3 protein-coding genes and 1 pseudogene are annotated in these 3,498 nt (G+C 36.0%); all 4 read left to right on the forward strand.

All coding sequences use genetic code 11. The features are described 5' to 3' along the window. The first annotated feature begins 213 nt into the window (after positions 1-213). Entirely contained in the window at positions 214-507 is a 294-nt protein-coding gene (locus OZD66_RS02700; protein ID WP_275022151.1) for a hypothetical protein, read from the forward strand. A gap of 12 nt (positions 508-519) precedes the next feature. After that, a complete protein-coding gene (rpsO, locus tag OZD66_RS02705) occupies positions 520-792 on the forward strand; it encodes a 30S ribosomal protein S15 (RefSeq protein ID WP_182367930.1) in 273 nt (90 codons plus the stop codon). Between the two features lie 14 nt (positions 793-806). Further along, on the forward strand, positions 807-3,080 hold the full coding sequence (pnp, locus tag OZD66_RS02710) for a polyribonucleotide nucleotidyltransferase (protein WP_182367933.1): 2,274 nt from the start codon (positions 807-809) through the stop codon (positions 3,078-3,080). 205 nt (positions 3,081-3,285) lie between these two features. Then, a pseudogene (locus tag OZD66_RS02715) lies at positions 3,286-3,498 on the forward strand (DUF6444 domain-containing protein); the annotation flags it as partial.

Here is a 3,498-nt window from a genome sequence, read left to right on the forward strand (position 1 = left end):
GAAATTTCACTACCACTCACTAATCTGGCTAAAATTCAAGAATTTCAATGCTTTAGCTATTTTCAATAGAATTAAGTTTATTAATACAAATAATAAATTACTATTCTTAAATTTGATCAGATTGATTGCAAAAAAACAAGATTTTCAATAGGTTACTTATAATCCTAACTATAGTTAGCCTTTCATAAATAGCGATGCAACAAAGCCATCCCAGTGTCAGCTACTTGGATGACAGAGGGGGGTGGGATGACAGAAGATGATGGAGTGACAGGGAGTAATACAAAAAGTTTCGTCATCCCCATTGAATCGGCTTTAAAATCGATGTTCAAAGTTGAAATTTCCCTAGAAGATGCGGGGAAAATCAGAAAAGGTCAGGAAGTTGTATTAAATAACTTGCGTAATTTAAAGAATCATGATATTTGTTGTGCGGTGGTGGGTAGTGTACCTATTGCAATCTGCAGTTTTATTTATGGTTGTGTGAAACCTATTCGTGTTTTTAATATTTAAAATGAGGTTTAGATGTCGATAACATCCGAAAAGAAAAAGAGTTTGATAAATATATATGCAATTAAAGAAGATGATACAGGCTCATCTTTTGTACAATGTGCAATTTTGACCCAGAGGATCAGTAACTTAACTGAGCATTTTAAAGTGCACAAGCATGACCATCACTCTAAGCGTGGTTTACTTATATTGATAGGTAGAAGACGCAAGCACTTAAATTATATAAAGCGTAAATTTGGTAATGAAGCCCATCAGGAATTAATAGAGAAGTTAGGCATTAGAAAATAATCGAGGAATTTAATATGTTTAAAATTATAAAAAAATCTATAGAGTGGGGTGGTCGTGCCTTATCTTTAGAAACAGGAAAAATAGCACGCCAAGCTCATGGTTCAGTAGTTGTAAATTACGGTGATACTTCTGTTTTAGTAACTGTTGTACGTAAAAAGAAGGAAGAAAGCGTTGATTTCCTACCTTTAAATGTGCAGTTTATCGCAAAAAGCTATGCCATGGGTAAGATCCCTGGCGGGTTTTTTAAAAGAGAAGGCAAGCCATCTGATAGAGAAACTTTAATCTCAAGAGTAATAGATAGAAGTATAAGACCACTATTCCCAGAAGGATTTCATGATGAAATTAGTGTTGTGTGCAATCTATTAACTTATGATACAGTCAATCCTCCTGAAGTGCCAGCATTGATTGGTGCTGTTGCAGCTCTTGCAATTTCTGGTGTTCCCTTTCACTTTACTATAGCTGGAGTGATGGTTGGTTGTGATGAAAATAATAACTATATACTCAACCCTTCTGTTCAAGAGATGAAAGCAAGCAGCTTGGATCTGTTTTTGTCTGGTGATGAAAATTCAATTTTAATGGTTGAATCAGAAGTGAAAGAGCTCTCTGAAGAAAATGTTTTTAATGCAATAAAATTTGGCCATGAACACCTTAAGCCTGTCATTAAGCTCATAAAAGAGTTTGCTGATACAATTGGCAATAAACCTGAGAGCTTTGCCCCTATTGATGCATCAGATATAACACAAGAGCTCGAAAAATACGGTAAAGATTTTGAAAAAGCATATTCGCAAACAGTGAAACAAGAGCGAGTTCAAGCTCTAGAAGAGATCAGAGAGAATATATTGAATACTCTTAAAGAAACTGGAAAAGACGAAAAGTTAATTACGTATGCAGTAAAAAACTTTGAAAGATCTTTAGTACGTGAAATAATTAGGAAGAAAAGTGTAAGGATAGACGGTCGTAAGCATGATGAGATACGTCAGATAGAAGTTGAAGTTGATATTCTGTCCAAAACTCACGGTTCTGCACTATTTACAAGAGGCAATACTCAGGCACTGGTTGTTACTGCTCTTGGCACCACTCAAGATGAGCAAATTGTGGATGATATTGAAGGAGATAGACGTGAGCATTTCATGTTGCATTATAACTTTCCCTCATTTGCTGTTGGAGAAACTTCTGCTGCGCGTGCACCAGGAAGAAGAGAAATCGGTCATGGCAAACTTGCTTGGAAAGCAATTCATCCTGTTTTACCCGATAAGTCTGAATTTCCTTATACAATAAGAGTAGTGTCCGAAATTTTGGAGTCTGATGGTTCTTCTTCTATGGCAACAGTTTGTGGGACTTCTCTTGCTTTAATGGATACGGGTGTGCCAATAAAGGCCCCTGTTGCTGGAATTGCTATGGGTCTCATCAAAGATAAAGACGAGTATGTAATACTTTCCGATATACTTGGTGATGAAGATTATCTTGGTGATATGGACTTTAAAGTAGCAGGAACTAGTGAAGGGGTTACGGCGCTACAAATGGACATGAAAATTTCTGGTATAAGCTTTGAAATTGTTGAAAAATCTTTAGAACAGGCAAAAGCTGGAAGATTACATATTTTAGAAAAAATGAATGCAGTGATTTCAGAACACAGTGATGACGTCAAAGACCATGCACCAAGGATGTTATCATTTTACATAGATAAAGACAAAATTTCTGCTGCTATAGGTTCTAAGGGGAAAAATATACGCAGTGTGTGTGAAAGAAGTAATGCAAAAATTGAAATAGGAGATGATGGTAAAGTTTCTGTTTTTGCTACGAGTGGCACTGAAGCTGAAATTGCAAAGAGTATGATGATTGATTCAATAACAGAACTAGAACAAGGTTCTATAGTTGATGTCAAGGTTGTAAGAATAGAGAAGTCTATTGTAGAGCTTGAATTTCTTAATGGCAGAAAAGGAAAAATGCACATAAGTGAAGTAGCTAATGAACATATAGATTCTATAGAGAGCGTACTTAAACAAGATGATACTTTCAAAGCACTAGTAATTGACTTCGAAAAAGGTGGGTGTCCAAAGTTGTCAAGACGTCGGGTTGATCAAGAGACGGGAGAGTTTTTTGAAGGTGAGCTTTACAACGAGGAAAGGAAAGATGGTCCAAATGACAGGGATAATTATTACAATAATTCATTTAGTAGAAAACCTGGAGGAAGTCACCATAAGAGGCCTCCTCGTCCTCGTTCTGGTTTCAGCAACAGAAATAGGCCGAAATTTGGTAATAATGATTCATCATCAGGTTTTTATTAAGAGTAAACTTCTTGCGTTACCTCTCGTCATTCCAGTGCTTAACACTGGAATGACACCCTTTCTGGTGAAGGTTGTTCTCAAATCACAATGTTAGTACAATTGTGGTGTTAGCTATAGCTAACCCAAGGTATCCGTTCAGCGGAGTGGTAGAATAAGGTAGACAAAGTGATCTAAAAAGATAATCATAGAGCAAAAGTGAGGTAATGTGGTAAACCTTTTAGAACTTTGCAAAAATTTACAGCAAAAAATAGAAAAACTGAAAGCAGAGATAGAAAACTTAAAAGCAGAAAATAAAGCTTTAAAGATAGAGAACGCTGAATTAAAGGAAAGGCTTGGTTTAAACTCGAAAAATTCATCTCTACCGAGCTCTAAAGAATTGTACAAAACAAAAAAGGACAAGCCAAAAAGCGAAAGGAAT

The organism is Wolbachia endosymbiont of Drosophila baimaii, from assembly GCF_028982185.1.
GTDB classification, from domain to species: Bacteria; Pseudomonadota; Alphaproteobacteria; order Rickettsiales; family Anaplasmataceae; genus Wolbachia; species Wolbachia pipientis.

Coding starts and splice junctions, on each gene's coding strand:
- rpsO (WP_182367930.1), top strand. CDS start 520: ATGTCGATAACATCCGAAAAGAAAAAGAGTTTGATAAATATATATGCA.
- pnp (WP_182367933.1), top strand. CDS start 807: ATGTTTAAAATTATAAAAAAATCTATAGAGTGGGGTGGTCGTGCCTTA.